General features: G+C 68.6%; 24 protein-coding genes. 13 read left to right on the top strand and 11 right to left on the bottom strand.

The features are described 5' to 3' along the window. Positions 1-177: 177 nt before the first annotated feature. On the top strand, positions 178-459 hold the full coding sequence (locus AU198_RS12730) for a GlsB/YeaQ/YmgE family stress response membrane protein (protein ID WP_064348500.1): 282 nt from the start codon (positions 178-180) through the stop codon (positions 457-459). On the opposite strand, the gene AU198_RS12725 is transcribed toward AU198_RS12730, so the two are convergent. Both AU198_RS12725 and AU198_RS12720 read right to left on the bottom strand, forming a co-directional pair. After that, the gene (locus AU198_RS12725) at positions 456-1,760 is read right to left on the bottom strand and encodes a PQQ-dependent sugar dehydrogenase (RefSeq protein WP_064348499.1); all 1,305 of its coding nucleotides are present in this window, start codon (positions 1,758-1,760) and stop codon (positions 456-458) included. The two genes, AU198_RS12730 and AU198_RS12725, sit on opposite strands and share 4 nt — an antisense overlap. Continuing rightward, a complete protein-coding gene (locus tag AU198_RS12720) occupies positions 1,738-2,499 on the bottom strand; it encodes a pirin family protein (protein WP_064348498.1) in 762 nt (253 codons plus the stop codon). The genes AU198_RS12725 and AU198_RS12720 overlap by 23 nt, the downstream gene beginning before the upstream one ends. 67 nt (positions 2,500-2,566) lie before the next feature. On the opposite strand from AU198_RS12720, the gene AU198_RS12715 reads away from it, so the two are divergent. After that, the gene (locus AU198_RS12715; RefSeq protein ID WP_064348497.1) at positions 2,567-3,031 is read left to right on the top strand and encodes a MarR family winged helix-turn-helix transcriptional regulator; all 465 of its coding nucleotides are present in this window, start codon (positions 2,567-2,569) and stop codon (positions 3,029-3,031) included. Here AU198_RS12715 and AU198_RS12710 read toward each other — a convergent pair. Continuing rightward, positions 3,006-4,130 carry an NDMA-dependent alcohol dehydrogenase gene (locus AU198_RS12710; protein ID WP_064348496.1) on the bottom strand — a complete coding sequence of 375 codons (1,125 nt, stop codon included), beginning with the start codon at positions 4,128-4,130 and terminating at the stop codon, positions 3,006-3,008. The two genes, AU198_RS12715 and AU198_RS12710, sit on opposite strands and share 26 nt — an antisense overlap. Positions 4,131-4,283: 153 nt before the next feature. On the opposite strand from AU198_RS12710, the gene AU198_RS12705 reads away from it, so the two are divergent. Next, positions 4,284-5,204 (top strand): DUF8686 domain-containing protein, encoded by a 921-nt coding sequence (locus tag AU198_RS12705; RefSeq protein ID WP_064348495.1) that lies wholly within the window; start codon positions 4,284-4,286, stop codon positions 5,202-5,204. 1 nt (position 5,205) lies between these two features. Here AU198_RS12705 and AU198_RS12700 read toward each other — a convergent pair whose 3' ends face one another. After that, a complete protein-coding gene (locus tag AU198_RS12700; RefSeq protein ID WP_064348494.1) occupies positions 5,206-6,228 on the bottom strand; it encodes a sigma-70 family RNA polymerase sigma factor in 1,023 nt (340 codons plus the stop codon). 16 nt (positions 6,229-6,244) lie between these two features. Between AU198_RS12700 and AU198_RS12695 the strand changes: the two genes are divergently transcribed. The 4 genes from AU198_RS12695 to AU198_RS12680 are packed head-to-tail and all read left to right on the top strand — an operon-like array spanning position 6,245 to position 9,353. Continuing rightward, positions 6,245-7,084 (top strand): alpha/beta hydrolase, encoded by an 840-nt coding sequence (locus AU198_RS12695; protein WP_064348493.1) that lies wholly within the window; start codon positions 6,245-6,247, stop codon positions 7,082-7,084. 17 nt (positions 7,085-7,101) lie between these two features. After that, positions 7,102-8,073: an alpha/beta hydrolase family protein gene (locus AU198_RS12690; protein ID WP_231744660.1), complete on the top strand. Its 972-nt coding sequence runs from the start codon at positions 7,102-7,104 to the stop codon at positions 8,071-8,073. Between the two features lie 9 nt (positions 8,074-8,082). Next, the gene (locus AU198_RS12685) at positions 8,083-8,859 is read left to right on the top strand and encodes a DUF2786 domain-containing protein (protein WP_064348491.1); all 777 of its coding nucleotides are present in this window, start codon (positions 8,083-8,085) and stop codon (positions 8,857-8,859) included. Next, positions 8,856-9,353 (top strand): TIGR04338 family metallohydrolase, encoded by a 498-nt coding sequence (locus AU198_RS12680; RefSeq protein ID WP_064348490.1) that lies wholly within the window; start codon positions 8,856-8,858, stop codon positions 9,351-9,353. Before AU198_RS12685 ends, AU198_RS12680 begins: the two co-directional genes overlap by 4 nt. Here the strand turns inward: AU198_RS12680 and AU198_RS12675 are convergent. From AU198_RS12675 to AU198_RS12655, 5 genes are all read right to left on the bottom strand, one after another. Then, on the bottom strand, positions 9,350-9,679 hold the full coding sequence (locus AU198_RS12675) for a YbaB/EbfC family nucleoid-associated protein (RefSeq protein WP_156431586.1): 330 nt from the start codon (positions 9,677-9,679) through the stop codon (positions 9,350-9,352). The genes AU198_RS12680 and AU198_RS12675 overlap by 4 nt on opposite strands. Beyond that, the gene (locus AU198_RS12670) at positions 9,676-11,211 is read right to left on the bottom strand and encodes a PPE domain-containing protein (protein WP_064348489.1); all 1,536 of its coding nucleotides are present in this window, start codon (positions 11,209-11,211) and stop codon (positions 9,676-9,678) included. The genes AU198_RS12675 and AU198_RS12670 overlap by 4 nt, the downstream gene beginning before the upstream one ends. Before the next feature lie 21 nt (positions 11,212-11,232). Then, positions 11,233-12,630, bottom strand: coding sequence for a type VII secretion protein EccE (eccE, locus tag AU198_RS12665; RefSeq protein WP_064348488.1), 1,398 nt, complete (start codon positions 12,628-12,630; stop codon positions 11,233-11,235). Continuing rightward, positions 12,627-13,985: a type VII secretion-associated serine protease mycosin gene (mycP, locus tag AU198_RS12660; RefSeq protein WP_064348487.1), complete on the bottom strand. Its 1,359-nt coding sequence runs from the start codon at positions 13,983-13,985 to the stop codon at positions 12,627-12,629. Before mycP ends, eccE begins: the two co-directional genes overlap by 4 nt. A 198-nt stretch (positions 13,986-14,183) precedes the next feature. After that, positions 14,184-14,585: a DUF3224 domain-containing protein gene (locus tag AU198_RS12655; RefSeq protein ID WP_064348522.1), complete on the bottom strand. Its 402-nt coding sequence runs from the start codon at positions 14,583-14,585 to the stop codon at positions 14,184-14,186. A gap of 222 nt (positions 14,586-14,807) precedes the next feature. On the opposite strand from AU198_RS12655, the gene manT reads away from it, so the two are divergent. The 3 genes from manT to mmpH are packed head-to-tail and all read left to right on the top strand — an operon-like array spanning position 14,808 to position 17,834. Then, complete coding sequence (gene manT, locus AU198_RS12650; RefSeq protein ID WP_064348486.1) at positions 14,808-16,043, top strand: MMP alpha-(1->4)-mannosyltransferase; 1,236 nt, start codon at positions 14,808-14,810, stop codon at positions 16,041-16,043. After that, positions 16,037-16,768, top strand: coding sequence for a class I SAM-dependent methyltransferase (locus AU198_RS12645; RefSeq protein ID WP_064348485.1), 732 nt, complete (start codon positions 16,037-16,039; stop codon positions 16,766-16,768). Before manT ends, AU198_RS12645 begins: the two co-directional genes overlap by 7 nt. Continuing rightward, the gene (gene mmpH, locus AU198_RS12640; RefSeq protein WP_064348484.1) at positions 16,755-17,834 is read left to right on the top strand and encodes an MMP endo-(1,4)-3-O-methyl-alpha-D-mannosidase; all 1,080 of its coding nucleotides are present in this window, start codon (positions 16,755-16,757) and stop codon (positions 17,832-17,834) included. The genes AU198_RS12645 and mmpH overlap by 14 nt, the downstream gene beginning before the upstream one ends. On the opposite strand, the gene AU198_RS12635 is transcribed toward mmpH, so the two are convergent. Continuing rightward, the gene (locus AU198_RS12635) at positions 17,835-18,482 is read right to left on the bottom strand and encodes a class I SAM-dependent methyltransferase (RefSeq protein WP_064348483.1); all 648 of its coding nucleotides are present in this window, start codon (positions 18,480-18,482) and stop codon (positions 17,835-17,837) included. A 64-nt stretch (positions 18,483-18,546) separates the two neighbouring features. Between AU198_RS12635 and AU198_RS12630 the strand changes: the two genes are divergently transcribed. Next, positions 18,547-19,116: a TetR/AcrR family transcriptional regulator gene (locus AU198_RS12630; protein WP_064348482.1), complete on the top strand. Its 570-nt coding sequence runs from the start codon at positions 18,547-18,549 to the stop codon at positions 19,114-19,116. A gap of 3 nt (positions 19,117-19,119) precedes the next feature. Here AU198_RS12630 and AU198_RS12625 read toward each other — a convergent pair whose 3' ends face one another. Further along, complete coding sequence (locus AU198_RS12625) at positions 19,120-19,725, bottom strand: TetR/AcrR family transcriptional regulator (RefSeq protein WP_064348481.1); 606 nt, start codon at positions 19,723-19,725, stop codon at positions 19,120-19,122. Positions 19,726-19,825: 100 nt separating this feature from the next. Here AU198_RS12625 and AU198_RS12620 point away from each other — a divergent pair, with 100 nt between their 5' ends. Together AU198_RS12620 and AU198_RS12615 are read left to right on the top strand one after the other, a co-directional pair. After that, a complete protein-coding gene (locus AU198_RS12620) occupies positions 19,826-21,205 on the top strand; it encodes a cytochrome P450 (protein ID WP_064348480.1) in 1,380 nt (459 codons plus the stop codon). Continuing rightward, a complete protein-coding gene (locus AU198_RS12615; protein WP_064348479.1) occupies positions 21,202-22,533 on the top strand; it encodes a cytochrome P450 in 1,332 nt (443 codons plus the stop codon). Before AU198_RS12620 ends, AU198_RS12615 begins: the two co-directional genes overlap by 4 nt. Positions 22,534-22,535: the final 2 nt, after the last annotated feature.

Genomic DNA, 22,535 nt, shown 5'->3' with positions numbered 1-22,535 from the left:
GCGCGTCGCGATAGTCCGCTTCCGGTCCGACCCGATTCCCGCGGGGGTGCAATCGAGGTGGTCTCGGTTGGGAGGTGCTCGATAGCAAGAGGTATAGCAAGAGGTTAGGAATAGACCAGGACGGGCACTGTCTGCTAATGACGGCGCAGTCAGTGCCGGCAACAAAAGGAGTCACCTATGTGGACGATCATCGTCGCACTCGTCGTCGGCGCCATCCTCGGCGCATTGGCGCGCCTGATTCTGCCCGGTAAGCAGAACGTCGGTGTTCTCATCACCGTCCTACTCGGTGCCGTGGGAGCCCTGCTCGGCTCATGGATCTCCAATGCGATGTTCGGAACCGGGGACAAGATGTTCTCCCCGATCCCGTTCGTCATTGGCCTAGTGGTCGCGATCATCCTGATCGGGATCTACGTGGCGATAACCGGACGGCGCGGGACGGGAGCGCCGAGAGCGCGCTAACGCCCCGGAGGGGCCACCCGGTAGACCGCGTCGGCGTAGTCGTCGGTGACGTACACCGCGCCGTCGGGCCCGACCACCGCGGCGACCGGACGCCCCCATCGCGAGCCGTCTTCGGACTGGAACCCGCCGACCAGCGTCTGCTTGTCGGCGAGTTCTCCGTTGTGCCAGCCGAAGAACGCGACCTCGGGCGCGTACGGCGGCTCCCGGTTCCACGACCCGTGCACCCCGACCAGGGCGCCGCTGGAATACGGGGCCGGTAACGCGCCGTCGGTGAAGCTCATCCCCAGCGGGGCGGCGTGCGCGCCGAGGCTCTGCTCGATGGGCGGCAGGGCCGCACAGTCGAGGCGGCTGCCGTCGGCGTTGGTCTGCACGTCGCGGATCAACGGCAGGCGCGCGGGCCCACCGTCGGGATTGCAGAAGGGCCAGCCCAGTTCGCGGCCGGGCGTCAACCGCGCCACCGATTCCGGCGGATGCAGGCTGACGTATTCCTGGCGGACCTCCCCGGTCTGCGGGTCGGCCACGTTGTCGCGGTTGTTGACTGCGGTCCACACCGCTCCGTCCGGCGCGATCGCCAGGCCGGTCCCGTTGCGCACACCGGTCGCGAACGGCTCGGCGGGGCCGCCTCCCGGCGGGACCCGCATGATCGTGGCGCGAGGTGGATCGGCGTCGCGATCGGCGGCCGTGATGTTGCCGGTCGAGCCGATCGAGAAGTAAACGCTGCCGTCGGGGCCGATCGCGACGGACTTGAGCGCGTGCGCGTACGCGCCCTGCAGGTCCGGACTCTTCGCGTCGGGGAGGTCCGGGGCGATCGTGCGGGGATCGGTCGCCGCGCCGTCGGCGTAGGTGTAGGCATCGACCTGGTCGCTTTCGGCGACGTAGAGCGTGTCACCCGCAAATGCCAGCCCGTGCGGCTGGTCGAGTCCCGCGAGCACCCTCGATTGGCGAGGTCGCGCATCCGTGGGGTCCAGCCGCACCACCCCACCCGTGCTCGGCTGCGACACCAGCAGCGCACCGTCGGGCGCCCACGCGGCCAGCCTCGCCTTCGGGACGCGCGCCCACACCGACATCGACCACCCGGCGGGGACAAGCGCCTGGCGTGTCTCGTCGAACGGCGCCTGGGCCAGGGCCGGGTCGACGGCGACGGTCACCGGAGCCAGGCCCTGTGTCGCCTCCGCGGTGGCTGGGGGTTCACTCGGGGATGGGTCCGGCGACGGCGCGCTCCCGGGATCCGACGCGCAGCCCGTCGCCACCATCACGCCGGCTATGCAGGCAACCGCGTTACGCCGCAGCCAGACTCGCATGCATCTCCCAGACCAGGATCTCGGCGGACGTGGTGGCGGTGACGCGCTGGCCACCGGTACCTGTGAAGCGAACGGCGTCGCCCTCACCCAGGGCGCCCGCGCCCTCGAGTGTGACCTCGCCGCGGGGCACGAACAGGTGCAGATATGGGGCGTGCGGCAGTTGGACGCTGTCGCCGGCCCGCATGCGCGCTCCGTGCAGGGCGGCATAGGAGTTGCGGATGAAGATCGCGGTCTGGTCGCGGTGTTCGGGCATACCGCTGGCGATGGTGATCAGGCCGCCGCGCAGCAGTTCGTCATCGATTTCGAGTTGCTGGTAGCCGGGGTCGATCCCCGATTCGTCGGGAACGACCCACATCTGGACGAAATGCACCGGCTCACTATGGGTTTCGGCGCCCGTAAGGGTCCACGAGTCGTTCTTCTCCGAGTGCAGGATGCCGCGGCCGGCCGACATCCGTTGTGCCAGGCCGGGATAGATCAGGCCGGAGTGTCCGGTGGAGTCCTGGTGCACCAGCGACCCGCGCAACACCCAGGTCACGATCTCCATGTCCCGGTGCGGATGGGTGTCAAATCCGGCGCCCGGTTTCACGATGTCGTCGTTGTTGACGAGCAGCAAGCCGTGATGGGTGTTCTCCGGCTCGTAGTGGCTGCCGAAGGAGAACGAATGCTTGGAGTCCAGCCAGGAGATCGTGGTCCTCGCGCGGTCGTGCGCGCGGCGGATGTCGACGGTGGGGGCGGTCATGGCTTACCTCTCGCTCGGCGCCCAGCCTAGGTGGGGCTGCTGGACGCGACAACATAGATGATGTGTCATGTATTCCGTGTGGCTGATGAGGCGCGAACAAGAGGTCTGGCGTAGGTACCTGACGGTCACGAGCCGATTGCAGACCGCCATGCACCGGCAACTGCAACGCGACTGTGAGCTGTCGCTCGCGGATTACGAGGTCCTCGTCGCGCTCAACGAGCGCGGACCGCAGCGCATCAACGACCTGGCCGAGGCGCTCGGGTGGGAGCAGAGCAGGCTCTCACACCAGCTGCGACGGATGCGTGGGCGCGCGCTGCTCGAGCGCCACGGCAGCGACGACGACCGGCGCAGCGCCAGCGTCTCGATCACCGACGGTGGGCTCGTCGCGCTCAAGCGGGCGGCGCCGGGACACGCAGAACTCGTACGCAGCACGGTGTTCGAGGGGTTGACACCACAACAGTTGCGGGCGTTCGACGAGGTGCTGGCGGCGGTGCTGGACCGGCTGGCTACCAGTCCGCTTCGTCGTAGGTGACGACGCCGCGGATGTTCTTGCCGTCGAGCATGTCCGCATAACCGGAGTTGATGTCCTCGAGACGGTAGGTCCTGGTGACCATGTCGTCGATGTTCAGCAGGCCCGACTTGTACAGGCCGACCAGCTTCGGGGTCTCGATGTGCGAGCTACCGCCGCCGAAGATGTTGCCCTTCAACGTTTTCTGCAACATCGTGAACAGGAACAGGTTGAGTTTGACGTCGACGTCCATCATCGAGCCCATGCCCGTCACGACGCAGGTGCCGGTCTTGGTGGTCAGCGTCAGGGCCTCTTCGATGTACTCGCCTTTCATCTCACCGACGGCGATGATCGTCTTGTCGGCCATGACGCCGTGGGTGAGGTCGATGACGGGCGCGATCGCCTCGGCCATCGACGGGTAGACGTGCGTGGCGCCGAACTTGATCGCCTGTTCGCGCTTCCACTCGTTCGGGTCGATCGCGACGACGTTGCGGGCACCGGAGATCACCGCCCCCTGCAGTGCGCTCATGCCGATGCCGCCGACGCCGACGATCACGACGGTCTCGCCGGGATTCACCTCGGCGACGTTGGTGGCCGACCCGAAGCCCGTCGGCACCGCGCAACCCAGCAGGGCCGCCGACTCGAACGGAATGTCCTTGTCGATCTTGACGACGGAATCCTTGTGCACGGTCATGTACGGCGCGAACGTGCCGAGCAGGTTCATCGGCGAGACCTCGGTGCTGCCGGCATGAACGCGGGACGTGCCGTCGGCGATGGCCTTGCCCCCGAGCAGTACCGCGCCCCGATCGCACAGCGAGCGGTACCCCTTGAGGCATGGTGCGCATTCGCCGCATGCGGGGATGAACGCCAGGATGACGTGGTCGCCCTCCTCGAGTCCGGTGACGTTCTTACCGACCTTGGTGATGACGCCGGCGCCCTCGTGCCCGCCGAGCGCGGGCAGGCCGATCGGAGTGGCGCCGGTGGTCAGGTGATAGTCCGAGTGACACATGCCCGCGGCGTGCACGCGGATCTGAATCTCGTCGGCGACGGGATCACCGATCTCGATCTCGTCGATGCGGAACGGCGAGTTGAGCTCCCACAGCAGCGCGCCCTTGGTCTTCATGGCCGCGACTATAGAACACGTTGCAGAACAGGTGTCAACTCCGCTGTGAAGTGCGCAGATGGGGGCTTCGGTCCGTCACCGGCACAGCTGTCGTCGAGCATCGCGTGAGTCGAGCGCAGTTCGAGCGTCCCCTTCGTAATACGCTGCCCGGCGATGAGCACACCTTCGCCGCGATGGCGCGCTGTGCGTGCGTTTGCCGTTTTCGCCCTGGCGGTGGTGCTGCTGATGGCGGTCAGCCTTGCCCTTTATGCGTCCAGCAGGCACTGGGCCGAGGACGGTCTGCAGCTCGGCGACTTCGACAAGCCCGACCGGATCGATCTGACCGTGTGGGTGAACCGGGTCGACACGGAAACGACGACCGTGGCGGCCACCGTCACCGACATCGCGGCCAACGGAAAGTACGCCGGTTCAGATGGCCGTCTGAACCTGGACACCAAGCTGCTGAGCAACTCCTTCACCAACCTCTCGGTCGACCTGCCGAGCGGAGAGGCCGTTCCCGTCATCGAGCAGAAGTTCGGGATGGTCGGTATCCCGACCGACTACCCCTTCGACCGCTACAGCGCGTTCATGGCCCTCAGCATCGCGGCCGACGACGGCACCGTGCTCCCCGCGACGCTCACCGTGTTCAACAACGACTCGTTCTTCCGGGTCGCGCTGGCGCCGGATCCGGACGTCCAAGGCGACAGCGTCGACGCAGATCTCTTCCTGCATCGCAGCACCCCGACGCTGGTGTTCGCCGTGTTCGTGATGCTCCTGATGCTCGGGTTGGCCGCGGCGGCCGTCACGGCGTCCTACTACGCGCTGCGGTGGCGCAGAGGTCTTGTGCTGCCGGCCTGTTCGATGATGGCGGCGATCCTGTTCGCGCTGATCCCTCTTCGCAACGCCGTGCCCGGCGGCCCGCCGATCGGCTCGCTCATCGACTTCGCGGCGTTCTTCATCGCCGAGGGCGTCATCTCGATCGCGTTGATCACCAGCGTCGTGCTCGGCTACCGGCACGACATCGCCCATGAGCGCGCCGAAGCGACCAAGGCGGGGCTGAGCATCGACGAATACACGCTGGGCCGCAAGCCGTAGGTCAGGCCGTATCGGCCAGCCCGAAGGGGGCGAAGGTCGTGGCGTGGAACGCCACGACATGGGCGATGCCGCCGGCCGTCACGTCGAGCACGTGCAGTTGGAAGGCCTCGTGTACCCCGGTCTCCCGATTGAGCAGATACAACGCCGCCGCGGGCTGGCCGTTGGCCGTGGTCGGGATGAATCGCATATCGCCGGGACCCTCGGCCGGGCAGTGCGTCTTCGACAGAGCCACGATGTTCTCCGGGCCCTGGTACCAGCCGTCGAACGGCGGCATCTCCCATACGGCATCCGCGGTGAACAACTCGACCAGCTTGTCGATGTCGTAGCTCTCGAACGCGGCGATATAGCGCGTCAGCAGGTCTTGGGCTTCCGGCGACTCCGGCGGCCGCAGCTCGTCGTCCTGGCTCGGGCCGACGGCGTCGAGCTGCGCGCGCGCCCGTTGCAGCAGGCTGTTCACCGCCGCCGTCGACGTGCCGACCGCGTCGGCGACCTCGGACGCCTTCCACTGCAGCACATCGCGCATCACCAGGACGGCGCGCTGGCGCGGTGAAAGGTGCTGAAGTGCCGCGACGAACGCCAGCCGCACCGATTCGCGAGAGCCCACGATGACCGAGGGGTCAGCCGGGTCGTCGGCTTGGTCCGGCAGCGGCTCGAGCCACGGCACCTCCTCTCGCGCGACGATGTCGTCGAGCGGATCCGAACTCGGGGCTCCGAGACCGGTCGGCAGCGGCCTGCGCTGCCTGCTCTCCAGCGCCGTCAGGCAGGTGTTGGTGGCGATCCGGTACAACCACGTGCGCACCGACGATTTACCTTCGAAGCCTTTGTACGACTTCCACGCGCGCAGATAGGTTTCCTGCACCAGATCCTCGGCGTCGTGCAGGGAACCGGTCATCCGGTAGCAGTGCGCGAGCAGTTCACGGCGATACCGCTGGGCATCGGCCAGGAAGGCATCCTCGGCGCTGCTGTCGTCGACGTCGTGGGCCAGGACCGTCACGCCGCCGAGCTTAATCAGTGGCTCCGACAACGGATAGTCTCGCTGCGTGGCCACGACCCGCAGCGAACGCAGCTTCGACGGTATCGGCGGTGTGCGCATCGTCTACGACGTCTGGACTCCCGAGGGGGATCCGCGCGGCGTGGTCGTGCTGTGCCACGGATACGCCGAGCACGCCCGCCGGTACGACCACGTCGCGCAGCGGTTCGGCGACGCGGGTCTGCTCACCTACGCCCTCGATCTGCGCGGCCACGGCCGCTCCGGCGGCAAACGGGTTCATCTGCGCAACATCGGTGAGTACACCGGCGACTTCGCCACGTTGGTGAGGATCGCCGCCGACGAGCACCCCCGACTGCCGCGCATCGTCCTCGGCCACAGCATGGGCGGCGGCGTCGTCTTCACCTACGGCGTCGAGCACCCCGAGGACTACACCGCGATGGTGCTGTCGGGGCCGGCCGTTTACGCCCAGGACGGGGTGTCGCCGGTCATGATCACGGTCGCCAAGGTCCTCGGCGGCCTCCTGCCCGGGCTGCCCGTCGAGCAATTGCCCACCGAAGCGGTGTCGCGGGATCCCGACGTGGTGGCCGCGTACATGGCCGATCCGATGGTGCACCACGGCAAGCTCCCCGCCGGAGTCGCCAAGGCGCTGATCAAGGTCGGTGAGACGATGCCGCAACGGGCGTCCGCGCTGTCCGCGCCGCTGCTGGTGGTGCACGGCGAGCAGGACAAGCTGATCCCCGTCGCCGGCAGCCGCCATCTGCTGTCGTGTGTCGCATCGACCGACGCGCACCTGAAGGTCTATCCCGGGCTCTACCACGAGGTCTTCAACGAGCCCGAGCGTGACCTCGTGCTCGACGACGTCACCTCGTGGATCGAGGCCAAGCTTTGAAAGCGGTTGTCGCCGTTGTGCTTTCACTGATCGTCGTGCTGTCGGCATGTTCGGCGTCGGGCGATGTGCAATGGGTCGACGAGAACGTCACTTTCACCGCCGCCGGGCTGACCGTCCACGGCACTTATCGGCACGAGACCGGCGAGGGCACGGGGCCCGCCGCACTGCTGATCTCCGAGAGCGGCGCCACCGACCGCAACGGCGACAACCAGGTCGCCGGGCCGGTCGGCAACATGCGCCAACTGGCCGAACTGCTGTCGGACCGCGACGTGGCCAGCCTGCGCTACGACAAGGTCGGCACCGGCCAGACCGGCCTCGGCCCTTACGCCCAGCGCCCCACCGAGGTGGTCAGCTCGGTGTACACCACGGGCGCGAAAGCCGCGGTGCGCTTCCTGGCTGACCAGCCGCGCACCGACGACTCCCGCATCTCCGTCTACGCAGTGGGCGAAGGCACCATCCACGCGCTGACACTGGCCGGCGACACCGACGCCGAGGCTCCGAAGATCCACGCGCTCGGCCTTCTTCAGCCCCTGCCCGGCCGCTACCTCGACATCATCACCAACCGGGTACGCGCCAACGCCACTCCCGAGGCGCTGTCCGCGTGGCTGGCGGCCGTCGAGCAGGTCCGTACCACGGGGACGGTCCCCGCGCACTTGCCCGAGGGCCTCGGCGCGATGCTGAACCCGGGCAACGTCAACGCGGTCGTCGAAGCCGACAAGATCGACCCGCTGACACTGGCGGCCGCGGTGCCCGCAGCCACGCCGGTCCTGCTGACCTGTTCGGACTCCGACGCGCAGGCGTCGTGCGACTCGATCAGACCCCTCGCCGACGCACTGCGGCACACCGCGCTGACGGTTGTCGAACTCGAGGGTGTCAACCACGTGCTGCGCGACGACCCGAGCGACAACGTCGCCAACTACGCCTCCCAAGACCCGCTTTCTCCACAGGTTGTCGAAGCCCTGGACCGCTTCGTCGCCGAGCAGCCCTAACCTGGCGCCATGAGCGACGACAAGATGCTGGCCCGCATCGCCGCCCTGCTCCGTCAGGCCGAGGGCACCGACAACCCGCACGAGGCGGATGCCTTCATGGCCGCGGCGCAGCGGTTGGCCACGGCCACCTCCATCGATCTGGCGGTCGCGCGGTCGCACTCCGATCAGCGCACCAAGGCGCAGATGCCGGTGCAGCGCACGATCACGATCGGCAACGCCGGCAGCCGAGGGTTGCGGACGTATGTGCAGTTGTTCACCGTGATCGCACACGCCAACGACGTCAAATGCGACGTCGCGTCGAACTCGACGTTCGTCTACGCCTACGGCTTCCCCGAGGACATCGACGCCAGCCATGCGCTCTACGCCAGCCTGGTCATGCAGATGGTCAAGGCCTCGCAGGCCTACATCGAATCGGGTGCCCACCGCCCCACGCCCACCATCACCGCGCGGATCAACTTCCAGTTGGCGTTCGGCGCCCGCATCGGCCAGCGGCTGGTCGAGGCGCGTGAGGAGGCACGCCGGGAGGCCACGAACAGCCGCGACAGCCAGCCGGGCACCGCGATCGCGTTGCGGGACAAGGACCTCGAGCTGCGCGACTTCTACCGCGACACGTCGCAGGCCCGTGGGACGTGGCGGGCGACCAGCGCGACGGCCGGCTACTCCTCGGCCGCCCGCCGCGCGGGTGACCGCGCGGGCCGCAAGGCCAGGCTGGGGCCCAGCCCCGAACTCGCGAATGCCCGTTCCGCATTGCCCGGCAACGGACGCCGCGGCTCCGGGGAGACGTGACGCCGCGCGACACCCAACGGGCGAAGGTGTACGCCGCCGAGGAGTTCGTCCGGACGTTGTTCGACAGGACCGCCGAGCGCGGCAACCGCGTCATCGACTTCTTCGGGACCTCGTTGACGTTGCCGCCCGAGGCGCGGTTCGCCTCGGTGGAGACGGTGCAGCGATATGTCGACGACGTGCTGGCGCTGCCTGCCGTGCGGGCACGGTGGCCACGGGTGGCTCCGCTGGGTGTGCGGCCCAGGCGCGGAGCCGGCGCCGCCCACTACGAGGTCGACGACGACGGCGGTGCAGTCATCGCGGTACCCGAGGTCCAGACCCGGTGGGCGCTGCGGGAATTGGTGGTTCTGCACGAGATCGCACACCACCTGTGTGAGGTGGCGCCGTCGCACGGGCCGGAATTCGTGGCCACCTTCTGCGAGCTCGCCGACACGGTGATGGGGCCGGAGGTGGCCCACGTGCTCCGCGTGGTGTACGCCAAAGAGGGTGTGCGCTAGCGGTTTTGATCGGTGATGTCGGCGACGGCGGCGTCGATCCGGTCCCGGTCGGCCTGCAGCGACGCGCCGGCCGCGGCCGTCGCCTCGCGCAGCGCCTCGTTGAGCCGCTTCTGGACCTCCTCGACTCCCAGACCCAGCAGGCCGTCCTCGATGACGACGCCCGTAACGTTGTGATGACCGTCCAGCGTCACCCGCACCGTCTCGGATTCATCGGTGCCGGTGAAGGTTTGCGAGTTCATCCGGTGCAGCTGATCGTCCATGAGCGACTGCAATTGCTGCGCCTGCCGCAGCACGGCGGCGACGTCGGGATGCATATCCTCGGTCACGTGGCGTCTCGACTCTCGCGGTCCGCCCTGCGCCTGCGGTTGCCGACGACCGCCTCGGTCCACGGTCGGTCCTCGGTGTAGAGATCCTCGTCGGGCGCCAGCCGGGGATCGCGTCGCTTCTCCTTGCCCTGCTGGGCGCCCGCGCCGTGCGCCATCGGCGCCATACCGCCGGCCATCGCCGTACCCGCGCGGGCATCCGGCGAGGATCCCGGTGCGGCGCCCGCCGCGCCCGGCCCGGTCGGTGCGGGCGCGACCGTCTCCGCGGTCACCGGTGCCGACATCGGCGTCGCCGGCCTCCCACCGCCGCCAGCACCACCGCCTCTCCCGCCGCTTGGTCCGGCACCGCCGAGGGCGGCGGGGCGCACCCGAGGATCGGTCGCCGACGTCCGGCCGGCCGCCGCACCCCTGCCCGGGGTACCGCTGCCCGCCGATGGCGCACCACCGCCCGACGGGGCGCCACCGCCGGCTGATGCGCCTCCTCCTGCCAGGGCGCCACCTCCGGCCGGGGCAGCATCGGAGCGCGTCGCACCATCGGCCCCCTTCGGTGACCCGGTCGGGCCGTACGAGGACAGCTCACCGCCGGGCTGCGCGCCGGTAGCGCCGGTAGCGCCGGTACCGCCGGGACCGCCGACGACGGCGGAGCTGGCGGTGTCCGGGTTGGACGGCATTTCGGGTCGGACGGGTGAGAAGGTCGCGTCGCTCGCATAGTCCCGGCGTACCTCGTCGGACCGGTGCTGCAGCTCGGCCATCCGCTGCTGGATCTGCGCCATCTCACGGGAGGTCGCGACGGAGTTGCCCACGGTCGCCCGTGCCGCGAGCTCGCGCAACTGGGTCTCCAACGCCACATACTCGGTGTGGATGCCGGCGTGCTCGGCCTTCGCGGTGTCGTGTGCGGCAACGATTTTGGCCGCCGCCTCGGCGAGGTCGTGCCACCCCTCGGCCAGTTGCCGAAGCCAGCCACCGAACTCGGCCATCCGGGCGTACGCGGCGTCGGCGGCCCGACCCTCCCAGTCGCCGCTGGGCGGCCGCGGCGCGTGGTCGGAAACCCGGGTGCCGGCCAGGCCCCACTGCAGCGTGGCCGTTTTCAGCGACGCACCGTTGTCCCCGGCGACCAGGTCCGCCTGTGTCTTGTGCACGTCGCTGTAGCCGGCCGCATCGAGGGGCCGAAGTGCGCCGACCGGATGAGGAAGTGGCGGCGGCGGCGTCGTCGGGGCGGGCACCGCGATCGCTTCGATCGCTGCCCGGCGAGAAGGGTTCTCGATGGCCCGGCCGGAGGTCTCGTCGACCTCGGTGTAGGCGTCGGCGGCGATCTGCAGCATCTCGGCGATGCGTCGGTTCTCGGCCTCGGCCCACCGCTGAAACTCGAGTAGCGACTGCGCATTTGCGTTCAGATTGGCAACCGCGGCCGCCGACGACGGCAGCGCATCCGGCGGCACCACCGCTTCGGCGACGGGGTTGTGCCACTGCGTTCCGCGCATCTCTGCGGCAAGCTTGGCGAGCTCCGCCGGTTCGACCCGCTGGATCTCGCCCATCGCTACCCTTGCGCCCGCATGTCAGCCCTCGAGGACCATCTGGTAGCGGCTTTCCTCGCGCGGATTGATCAGCCGTATCGGTAGTTGGCGATGACGGGGCGTCTCGATGTAGTTGGTGCGCAACACAACCCGGCCGATGCCCGGATGCGGGCCCAGATACGTCGTCGCATGCGGCCACGCCACCTTCGCCTCGCGCCCGATCCTGGCGTTGACGTATCCGGCGAACTCGGTGAACTGCGGCGTCAGGGTGACGACCGCACCGGCCGCCGCGGACCGCACGATGAACTGGGTGAACAGTCGGGAGTCGCCGAGGTTGATGCTCACGTCGACGTCGTCGAACGGCATGTAGACGGGGTAGCGGTCGGCGGTCTCACCGACCAGTACCCCCGCCGACCCGATCGGCAGTTCGTAGTGGCGGTCGCCGACCGGGCTGATGCCGTGCAGGGCCGCCCGCTGCCCGCCGAACAGACACGAAAAGCCGCGCGGTGTAGCCGGATTGGCCAACGTGGTCAGCAGGACTGTCGAGCGGGGGGCCTCACCGGGCCGGATGCGGACCCTGGTGATCGTATGGTCGGCGCGCGCCGACCACCACACGTCCGGCCCGCCCGGCGCGGTGTAGGCCGCGGTGAACGTGCTGCGGCCCTTGATCGCCGACCACGTCTCGCGCTCGTAACTGATCTCGGTGGCCCGGTCGAGATCGTCGAAGCTGCGCGCGGGGCGGGCGTCGATTCCGTTGCCGGCCAACTGATCCGCGATCCGCGTCGCCGAAGCCACCAGGTACCGCGCCAGCCCGGCGACCCCGGACTCGCGGCGCTGCGAGGATTTGCGGGTGGACTCCGGATGGGCGCGCAGCACGATCCAGGTGCGCCGATTCGCCGGAGCCGGATACGGGCCGACGACCTGTTCGTAGAGCGAAATCAGCGTGGCGGGTGCGGTTTTGCCGACGCGATACCCCGATGACACCACGTCGGCTTCGAGGTCGGGGCAGTGTGCGGCGACGAGTTCTTCGACGAGCCGGGTGTCGACGACGTCGTCGGTGAATGCGGCGCCGTTGACGATCACCGTCGGGGTGAACGGACGCGGCACCAGCTCGACGGCGGCCACCAGGTGCTCGTCCTGCCAGCGCACGGCGACGTGATCACCCGGCATCACGGTGGCGCCCACCGCGGGTTCCGACGGCTGCTGCGGAATGTCGCGATGCCTGCGCCGCCACGCGAACACCGCGGCCACCCAACCGGTGATCCGCAACCCGCGGATGGTCACCACCGAGCCCAGCCCGATCAGCACGGCGATCGTGATTCCGAGCCACAGCAGGTTCAGTTCGGCGAACACCAGAATGGTCGCAGGGATCAACGCCGCCGCCCAGATCGCGTGGCCCGTCGTGAATCGCAGGCCGAACATGCCGAGAATCCTGTTCATCGGCGCCTCAATGCGCGCCGGGCCAGCGCGCCGAGCCCGAGCGCGGCCGCGAGCCCGGCTCCGGCGACGACCACGGCGGTGATCGGCCCGCGATCCGGCGGCGGGGTGAACACCGGGGGCGGCACCTCCTTGACCCGGTACTGCACCCGCTCCGGGCCGGCGGGCACGTCCCACGTCAACGCCGCGACCGGGTCGACGGCCCCGGCGCCGACATAGTTGTCGACACCACCGCCCGGGTGCCGCGCCGTCGCGGTGATCCGGTTCATGATCTGGGCCGGCGTGAGCGCGGGGAAGCGCTGCTTGAGCAGCGCCGCCAGACCGGAGACATAGGCCGCGGCGAACGACGTTCCGCTAATGGGGATCGGGCCGTCCTGGCCCTGCAGCGCGTTGACCGGGTTGCCGTCGTAGCCGAGCGCGACGAGGTTCTCGGCAGGCGCCGCGGCGCCCAACCACGGGCCCGACATCGAGAACGTGCTCGGCTGCCCGTTCTGGGCGATCCCGCCGACCGTCAGCACCAGCGGTGAATACCAGGCCGGGCTGACGATCGTCTGCACCTGCTTCCAGCCGCGCGGATCGGTCGGCACCGCGGGATCGGCGGGCGGGTTCTGCGCGCAATCCTGGCCGGTGTTGCCTGCGGCGACGATGATGACCGCGCCTTTGACGTTGACCGCGTAGTTGATCGCGGCGCCCAGGCTGGTCTCGTTGATCGGGCGGGTGACCTTGTAGCAGGCCGCCTCGCTGATGTTGATGACCTGAGCGCCGAGATTGGCCGCGTGCACCACCGCGCGCGCAAGACTGCGCAGCGATCCGGCGGTCTGCGTGGCGTTCGGGTCGTTGGGGTCCTGGCGTGTGCCCACCGTCTGGAACGCCTCGGAGGTCTGCCGCAGCGACAGGATGCGGGCGTCGGGCGCGACGCCGACGAAGCCGTCGTTCGGGGCGGGACGTCCGGCGATGATCGACGCGGTCAACGTGCCGTGCGCGTCGCAGTCCGACAGGCCGTTGCCGGCCTGGTCGACGAAGTCTCCGCCCGGTTCGGCGGGCACTCGCGGCGAGCCGACGACACCGGTGTCGATCACCGCGACGGTCACGCCCGCGCCCGTCGCGAACTTCTGCGCCTCGGACAACCGCAGGTAGTCATTCGCCCACGGCCGGTCGGCGAAGTTCGCATTGGGAAACACCGTCGGCGCCGAACAGACCCGGCGCTGCTCCATCGGCTGATCGGGCCCGGTCTCATCCGGCGGCACCGCGACGGGATCGATCGTCGGCGGCTCGATCGCCGTTGCCGGAGGAGCGGCGATCACTGTGAGCAGCAGCACCGCCGTCAGGATGCCGACGCGTTCGAGAGTGCGCCGCACGCGCTACCCACCTCCCCGGCGGCCGGACCGGTCGGCGGTGTGCTGCAACACCGGCAGCAAACGCAAATTTGCCCATTGCGCAGGGTAAACGCTCACGTCACGCCGATGGGCCGATTGCACGCAGCCAATCTTAAGGGGCCGCTCGGGGGAGTCTTTCCACTAATCGGTGCCCCACGGCCGCCGCGAGGGAGTGATTTCCTAGGTGACCGCGGTGTCCAGACCGTCGACGTCGAGGGTGAGCGCCCCGGCCGGGTCGGCACGGAACTTCCCGCTGCCCGCCGCCTCGGCCAACCCGCCGGTGCCCGCTGCGATCCGGACCTCCCCACTGGCCACGCCGTCGCGGTAGGCGCCGTCGTGCAGCAATACCAGGCCGCCGGTGGTGCCCGCGACGGTCCCGGTGACGTGCTCGATGCCGACGAACAGCGCGCTCTTGTCCGGCGCGTAGGCCAACAGCCATTTGGTCGTCGATGTGCCCTGGATGTCGCCCTCGTAGCGTTTGGTGACCAGGGCCTCGGTGAGCTTGGTGGCCTCGTCGCCGTCCTCGAACGGCGTCTCATCCCAGCTGGCGATCTGGAAGGTCGCCTCGATGTGTCTGCTCATGACGGGCGGATACCCGGTCACCGGACCGCGGAACCGAGAGGCCGACGGGCAGCACCCCCGGCCACTGTGATAGTCAAGGCATCACGGCCGCGTTGCGTCCGCTAGCACGTCAAACTATAGTCTGGACACATGTCCAGAAGGTTCGGAGTTGTTGCGTGACACGATTTGTCCAGCTCACCGGCCCTGGATTCAACCGCTTCTGCGCGTCGTCTTGAGTTGAACATGCGCATCGCCCTTCTGTCGTACCGGAGCAAGACCCACTGCGGTGGGCAAGGCGTCTACGTCCGCTACCTGTCCCGTGGCCTCGCCGATTTGGGTCACGAGGTCGAGGTGTTCTCGGGTCAGCCCTATCCGGAGGAACTCGATCCGCGCGTTCGGCTGACCGAGGTGCCCAGCCTGGATCTCTACAGGGAACCCGACCCGTTCCGGGTCCCGTGGCCCAACGAGATCAAGACGTCGATCGACCTGCTCGAACTGCTGACCACCTGGACGGCGGGCTTCCCCGAACCGCGCACGTTCAGCCTGCGCGCCGCGCGGGTGCTCGCCGAACGCCGCCACGAGTTCGACGTCGTACACGACAACCAGTGCCTGGGCACCGGGCTGCGCAAGATCTCCGGACTCGGCCTCCCGGTGGTCGCCACCGTGCATCACCCGATCACCCGCGACAAGGTGGTCGACGTCGCCGCCGCCAAATGGTGGCGCAAACCGCTGGTCCGGCGGTGGTACGGGTTTGCCGAGATGCAGAAGCAGGTGGCTTGCGAGATCCCCGAACTGCTGACCGTGTCGTCGACCTCGGCGGCCGACATCGCCGAGGATTTCGGTGTCGCCCCCAGCCAGCTGCACGTCGTGCCGCTGGGGGTGGACACCGCGATGTTCAAGCCCGCCGAGCGACGGGTGCGCAACCGCATCATCGCGATCGCCAGCGCCGACGTTCCGCTCAAGGGCGTCAGGCACCTGCTGCACGCGGTGGCCCGGCTGCGCGTGGAACGCGATCTCGAACTGCAGCTGGTCGCCAAGCTCGAACCGAACGGTCCCACCGAGAAGCTGATCGCCGAGCTCGGCATCTCCGATATCGTGCACAGCTCGAGCGGGTTGTCCGACGGCGAACTGGCCGACCTGTTGGCTTCGGCCGAAGTGGCGTGCATCCCTTCGCTTTACGAAGGTTTCTCGTTGCCTGCGGTGGAGGCCATGGCCAGCGGCACGCCCATCGTGGCCAGCCGCGCCGGCGCGCTGCCCGAGGTGGTGGGCGCCGACGGAGATTGCGCCCGGCTGGTCAAGCCCGCCGACGTCGACGAATTGACCGCGGTGCTCGGCGAGCTGCTCGACTCGCCGCGTGAGCTGGCCCGCCTCGGCGCGAACGGCCGCAAGCGCGCGGTGGAGGTGTTCAGCTGGCAATCGGTTGCGGCGCAGACGGTTGCGGTCTACGAGAAGGCGCGTGAACGGGTGGGCACATGCTGACGGTCGACTTCGACCTGCTCGGTGTCGGCGCGGGCACGAAGGTGATCGACGTGGGCTGCGGCGCGGGACGGCACAGCTTCGAGGCCTTCCGGCGCGGCGCGGACGTCGTCGCGTTCGACCAGAGCGCCGCCGACCTCAACGACGTCGACGAGATCCTGACCGCCATGCGCGAACAGGGCGAGGCGCCGGCGACGGCCAAGGCCGAGGCTGTCAAGGGCGATGCGCTCGATCTGCCTTATGCCGACGGCACTTTCGACTGCGTGATCGCCTCGGAGATCCTCGAGCACGTGCCCGAGGACGAGAAGGCGATCGCCGAGCTGGTTCGGGTGCTCAAGCCCGGCGGAACGCTCGCCGTCACGGTGCCGCGGTGGCTGCCCGAGAAGCTCTGCTGGGTGTTGTCCGACGAATATCACGCCAACGAGGGCGGCCACGTGCGGATTTATCACGCCGACCGGTTGCGGGACAAGGTGCTCGCCCATGGCCTGCGGCTCGAGCGCACGCATCATGCGCACGCACTGCACTCACCGTACTGGTGGCTCAAATGCGCGGTGGGAACCGAGAATTCGGATCACCTGGCGGTAAAGGCGTACCACCGGATGCTGGTGTGGGACATGATGAGCCGTCCATGGCTGACCAGGACGACCGAGTCGCTGCTCAACCCGCTGATCGGTAAGAGCGTCGCGTTGTACTTCACCAAACCGGTGGGCGCCGGTGCTGACGCCTAAGCTCGAAGGCGTCCCGGGTGTCCCCGGGGTGCTGACACCCGAACAGTGCCGCCAGACCGCGAAATCGATTGCCGCCACCCAGGAGTCCTCGGGTGCGCTGCCGTGGTTCGACGGTGGCCACACCGATCCGTGGGATCACATCGAGAACGCGATGGCGCTGACCGTCGCCGGATTGCTGGAACCCGCCCGCGCGGCGTTCGAGTGGTCGCGCACCCACCAGCGCCCCGACGGATCGTGGCCAATCCAGTTGCGCAACGGCGTGATCGAAGACGCCAACAGCGACAGCAACTTCTGCGCCTACATCGCCACCGGCGTCTGGCACCACGTGCTGGTCACCGGTGACCGGCGGTTCGCGGAGACGATGTGGCCGGTGGTCACCAAGGCGATCGACTTCGTACTCGGCATGCAGCTCAGTGGCGGTGAGATCGCCTGGGCGAGAAGCCCTTCGGCCATCGAATCCGAGGCTCTGCTGACGGGGTGCGCCAGCATCTATCACAGCATCCGGTGTGCGCTCGCGCTCGCGGATTACTTCGACGACCCGCAGCCGGAATGGGAGGTCGCGGTCGGTCGGCTCGGCCATGCGATCGCCCACCATCCCGAGGCGTTCACGGTCAAGGACCGCTGGTCGATGGAGTGGTACTACCCGGTGCTCACCGGTGCGGTGCGCGGTGCCGCAGCCAGAGAGCGGATCGACGAGCGGTGGCACGACTTCGTCGTCCCCGGACTGGGTATCCGGTGCGTCGACGACCGGCCGTGGGTGACCGGCGCCGAAACCTGTGAGCTGGTATTGGCGTTGGATGCGATGGGCGATCCGGTACGCGCCAGAGAGCAGTTCGCCGCGATGCACCATCTGCGCGAGGACGACGGTTCCTACTGGACGGGTCTGGTGTTCGCCGATGGCAAGCGCTGGCCGGAGGAACGCACGACGTGGACCGGTGCGGCGATGATTCTGGCCGCCGACGCGCTGTCGTCGACGTCGGCCGCCAGCGGGATCTTCCGCGGGACGGACCTTCCGCGCGGTCTTGAAGGCGAGTACGACTGCGAGTGCGCGACCAGCGACCGCTAGTCACAGCGGCTGGCCGGCAGCGCCGTCCGTGCGTTCGAGCACCCGCATGGATCCCGTTGCCGAAACCTCGCGAAACTGGTTGGTGTCCAACGCCCGCTGGTAGATGTGGAACGGCGCCTGCCCGCCCTCGTCGGGGTTGGGGAACACGTCGTGGATGACGAGCGCTCCGCCCACCTCCACCCACCTGGCCCAGCCGTCGAAGTCGCGCTGTGCGGCTTCCTCGGTGTGACCGCCGTCGATGAACAAGAGGCGCAACGGAGTTCGCCATCCCCGCGCCACCACCGGCGACCGGCCGACGATCGCGACGACGTGGTCGTCGAGGCCGGCGGAGTCGAGGGTGTGCCGCGCCGTCGGCAAGGTGTCGAAGAGGCCGGTGACGGGATCGACCAGCGACTCGTCGTGGTACTCCCAGCCGGGCTGGTGTTCTTCGGAACCGTGGTGGTGGTCGACGGTGTAGAGCACGCCGCCGGTCTGCTGTGCGGCGGCGCCGAGCAGCACGGTGGACTTGCCGCAGTACGTGCCGATCTCGACGCCGATACCGTCGCCGAGGTATTTCACGGCCGCGTCGAACAGGGCCCGGCCCTCATCGGCGGGCATGAATCCGATGACCTGCTCGGCCAGGGCGAAGAGTTCGTCTGTGGTGCGCATCGGTACGAACCTACTCGGCGCGAATCGTTGCTGGTGCAGGGGTGTTGTAGTAGCGTCCGGACATGTGTCCGACACGGCCATGGAGTCGACTCGGCGCCGCCTGACCGCCAAGCAGGCCGACACCGTCGACCGCCTCGGCCGCGCCGCAGTCGCACTCCTGCACCGCGAGGGCTTCGCCGGTCTCACGGTGCGCCGCGTGGCCGCCGACGCGGGCGTCGGGGCGGCCACCGCCTACACCTACTTCTCCTCCAAGGAACACCTTGTCGCCGAGGTCTTCTGGCGCAGGCTCGCGGCGTCTCCGCCGGCGGCGCACGAGTCGGACGACCCCGCCGCCCGGGTCATCGAGGTGCTGCGCCACATCGCCTTGCTGGTCGCCGACGAGCCCGCCTTCGCCGGTGCGGTGACGACGGCGCTGCTGGGTCGCGACCCCGACGTCGAGGTGCTGCGGGGCCGCATCGGCCGAGAGATCCGCGACCGGCTGGCCGCGGCGTTGGGCGCCGACACCGAGCCCGACATCATCGACACGTTGGAGATGCTGTACTCCGGCGCGCTGGTGCGCGCGGGTATGGGATATGCGTCCTACATGGAAATCGCGGAGCGACTGGAGAAATCGGCGCGGCTGATCCTGAACTGACCCTCAGCGCGAACCGAGGATCGCCACCGCCGCGGTGATGGCCGGCTCGATGATGCCGCGCAGATCGTGGCCGTCCTCGACGAAGAGCGCGGTCAGCTCCCGCAGGCCGCCCAGGATGATGAGCGCCAGGGGACGCGAAATCGGAGTCAGCTGGGCGCGATGGAAGCCGGGGGTGCTGCTGATGTCGACCAGCATGTCGGTGAAATGCTCCATGGCCTCCCGATGCAGCGGATGCGCGACGGCGCCCAGTGCGGGCGCCTCGCGGATCCACGCCAACGTGATGGCCGGTCGCGCCGCGATGTGGTCGACGTAAGCGGTCACCGCCGAGCGGATCTGGGCCCGCCAGTCGGCGTCGGGGTCCGCCGCTGCGCGGACGCCGGCGATCATTGTCTCGTTGTTGCGCCGCAGCAGTTCGATCAGGCATTCCTCTTTGCTCGCGAACTGTTCGTAGAAGGTGCGCTTCGAGGTTTTCGCCTGCCGCACGATGTCGGCGACAGTGGTGTCGCGATAGCCGCGCTGCGTGATCGAGGCGGCCATGCCGTCGAGCAGGCGGTCGCGGAACGCGCCGTCGGCCGCGGTATGCGCGCCGTTGTCCAGCGCAGTGGTCATACCGCCCTCCTCGACAGCCTTGCGTCTGCTGGTACCAAGCGGTACCGTACTACACGAACCTGCGGTACATCGTAGTACCGGGGAACTGGCTGGGAGCGTCATGAGCGAAGCTGTGGTCGTCGATAAGCCTGTCCGCGCCGCGGCGTCGCCTGCCGCGGTCAACCTGCCGCCGAAGGCGCCGATCCCCAAGCCGCTGCTGGGCCTGGCCTTCGCGGTGTCCCGGCGCTGGACCGTCGCCCAGTTCGCCCGCCGCTACGGCCCGGTTTTCACGATGAACGTTCCGGTCTTCGGGCGCACGGTCGTCGTCGGCGACCCGCAACTGGCCAAGCAGATGTTCATGGCCAACACCGACGACGTCGGCAACATCCAGCCCAACCTGTCGCGGGTGCTCGGCCCCGGTTCGGTGTTCGCGCTCGACGGATCCGAACACCGGCGCCGACGGCGACTGCTGACACCGCCCTTCCACGGCAAGAGCGTCAAGAACTACGAGGCGATCTTCGAAGAGGAGACGCTGCGCGAATCGGCGAACTGGCCTGAGGGCCAAGCGTTTCCGACTCTGGAACCGATGATGCGGATCACCCTCAACGCGATCCTGCGCGCGGTGTTCGGCGCCGATGGAGAGCAACTGGACGATCTGCGGCGCATCATTCCGCCCTGGGTGACGCTCGGCTCGCGGCTGGCGTCGTTGCCCGCGCCGTCACGCACGTACGGTCGGTTCAGCCCGTGGGGGCGACTTGCCGAGTACCGCAAACAGTACGACCGGGCCATCGACAAGTTGATCGACCGCGTGACGGCCGACCCCGGCTTCCACGAGCGGACAGACGTTCTCGCCCTGTTGCTCGGCAGCACCTACGAGGACGGTACCGCGATGTCGCGCAAGGACATCGGCGACGAACTGCTGACCCTCCTGGCCGCCGGACACGAGACCACCGCCTCGACCCTGGCATGGGCGTTCGAGCGGATCACCCGCCACCCCGACGTCCTGGACAGGCTGGTGTCCGAGGCGCAGACCGACGACAACGACTACCGCCAGGCCGTCCTCGCCGAGGTGCAGCGGTCACGCACCGTGATCGACTTCGCGGGCAGGCACGTCTACTCACCAACCTTCGAGTTGGGTGAATGGGTTGTGCCGCAGGGCTATACGATGCTGGCAAGCATCTCGCTGATGCACGACAGGGCGGCCGAGTTTCCCGACCCCGAGCGCTTCGACCCGCAGCGCTTCCTCGACGAGCGGCCGTCCACCTTCGCCTTCATCCCATTCGGCGGCGGCACCCGCAGGTGTGTCGGCGCCGTGTTCGCCAACGTCGAGATGGATATGGTACTGCGAACGGTATTGCGCCAGTTCGTGATCGACACCACCGCAGCGCCCGCGGAGAAGACGCATTCGCGCGGCGTGGCCTACACCCCGAAGGACGGCGGCCGCATCGTGGTGCACCGCCGCAAGACACCGCTCGCGCAGGAGGAGCCGAGGAACCGATGACGAACGCGACCGCCACCGATCAGCACGCCCCGGTCACGCCCGGCAAGTTGCCGCCGGCGGTACCGCTGCCCAAACCCGTTCAGATGGTGCTGATGGCGGGATTCCGCCGCTGGTTCCTCGGAAAGGCGCTCAAGCGATACGGTCCGGTGTTCGCGATCAACGTGCCGTTCTTCGGCCGCAGCGTGGTGATCGCCGATCCCGCGCTGATCCGGACGGTATATCTGGCGAGCACCGACGACCTGATCAACGTGCAGCCGAACCTGTCCCGGATATTCGGCCCCGGTTCGGTGTTCGCGCTCGACGGTGTCGAGCACCGCAAGCGTCGCAAGCTGCTCGCACCGCCGTTCCACGGCCAGAGCATCAAGAACTACGAGAAGATCATCGAGGAGGAGACGCTTCGCGAGACCGCGACCTGGCCCGAGGGCGTCGAGTTCGCGACGCTCGAACCGATGAACCGGGTCACGCTGAATGTCATCCTGCGCACCGTGTTCGGCGCCGACGGGGCCGAACTCGACTATCTGCGCGAGATCATCCCGCCCTGGGCCAAGCTCGGTTCGCGCATGGCGACGTTGCCCGAACCGCCGTTCAAGACGGGCCCGTTCAGCCCCTGGGGCCGCCTGGAGACGTTCCGGCGCAACTTCGACCGCACCGTCTTCGCGCTGATCGAGAAGGCCGAAAAGGATCCCGCCCGCGAGGAGCGCACCGACATCCTGGCGCTGCTACTGGGCAGCACCTACGAGGACGGCACCCCGATGTCGCACCAGGACATCTCCGACGAGCTGCTCACCCTCCTCGGCGCCGGCCACGAGACGACGGCGTCGACGCTCGGTTGGGCGTTCGAGCGCTTGCGCCGCCACCCCGCGGTGCTTGCCAAGCTGGTCGAGGAGAACGACGCCGGCGGCAACGAGTACCGCCAGGCCTTCATCAACGAGTTGCAGCGCAACCGGACCGTGATCGACTTCTCCGGACGCCACGTCCTGGCACCGTATTTCGACGCCGGCGAGTGGCGCATCCCGCACGGTTACACCGTGATGGTCGCGCTGGCGAACATGCACGCCAATCCGGACGTGTTCCCGGACCCCGAACGTTTCGACCCGGACCGGTTCCTGGGCAAGCGCCCGCCGACGGCGTGGGTGCCGTTCGGCGGCGGGACCCGCCGATGCATCGGCGCCGCGTTCGCCAATGTCGAGATGGACGTCGTTCTGCGAACGGTGTTGCGCCACTTCGTGATCGAGACCGATGACGCACCCGACGAAAAGGTGCACTTCCGCGGCATCGCGTTCACCCCGAAGGACGGCGGCCGCGTCGTGGTGCGCCACCGCACCTAGCG

This window comes from Mycobacterium sp. GA-1199, from assembly GCF_001500045.1.
Classification (GTDB): Bacteria; Actinomycetota; Actinomycetes; order Mycobacteriales; family Mycobacteriaceae; genus Mycobacterium.
This window is presented reverse-complemented; position numbering and strand designations above follow the sequence as displayed.